Raw genomic sequence first — 966 nt, 5'->3', positions numbered from 1 at the left:
GCTGGCAAATAAGGAAAAGGGTTGCGCTCGTTGCGGGACTTAACCCAACATCTCACGACACGAGCTGACGACAGCCATGCAGCACCTGTATCTAAGTTCCCGAAGGCACCAATCCATCTCTGGAAAGTTCTTAGTATGTCAAGGCCAGGTAAGGTTCTTCGCGTTGCATCGAATTAAACCACATGCTCCACCGCTTGTGCGGGCCCCCGTCAATTCATTTGAGTTTTAGTCTTGCGACCGTACTCCCCAGGCGGTCTACTTATCGCGTTAGCTGCGCCACTAAAGCCTCAAAGGCCCCAACGGCTAGTAGACATCGTTTACGGCATGGACTACCAGGGTATCTAATCCTGTTTGCTCCCCATGCTTTCGTACCTCAGCGTCAGTATTAGGCCAGATGGCTGCCTTCGCCATCGGTATTCCTCCAGATCTCTACGCATTTCACCGCTACACCTGGAATTCTACCATCCTCTCCCATACTCTAGCTTTCCAGTATCGAATGCAATTCCTAAGTTAAGCTCAGGGATTTCACATCCGACTTAAAAAGCCGCCTACGCACGCTTTACGCCCAGTAAATCCGATTAACGCTCGCACCCTCTGTATTACCGCGGCTGCTGGCACAGAGTTAGCCGGTGCTTATTCTGCGAGTAACGTCCACTCTCTTTAGGTATTAACTAAAGGAGCCTCCTCCTCGCTTAAAGTGCTTTACAACCAAAAGGCCTTCTTCACACACGCGGCATGGCTGGATCAGGCTTCCGCCCATTGTCCAATATTCCCCACTGCTGCCTCCCGTAGGAGTCTGGGCCGTGTCTCAGTCCCAGTGTGGCGGATCATCCTCTCAGACCCGCTACAGATCGTCGCCTTGGTAAGCCTTTACCCCACCAACTAGCTAATCCGACTTAGGCTCATCTATTAGCGCAAGGTCCGAAGATCCCCTGCTTTCCCCCGTAGGGCGTATGCGGTATTAGC

General features: G+C 52.3%; 1 rRNA gene (only partly in view). It reads right to left on the bottom strand.

The features are described from left to right. Window positions 1-966 (bottom strand): 16S ribosomal RNA (locus tag C8322_RS01830) (it extends past both window edges: 230 nt to the left, 259 nt to the right).

The organism is Acinetobacter sp. SM1B (genome assembly GCF_003289665.1).
Lineage (GTDB): Bacteria > Pseudomonadota > Gammaproteobacteria > Pseudomonadales > Moraxellaceae > Acinetobacter > Acinetobacter schindleri.
The sequence above is the reverse complement of the archived record's forward strand: the minus strand, read 5'-3'. Positions and strand labels throughout refer to the sequence as shown.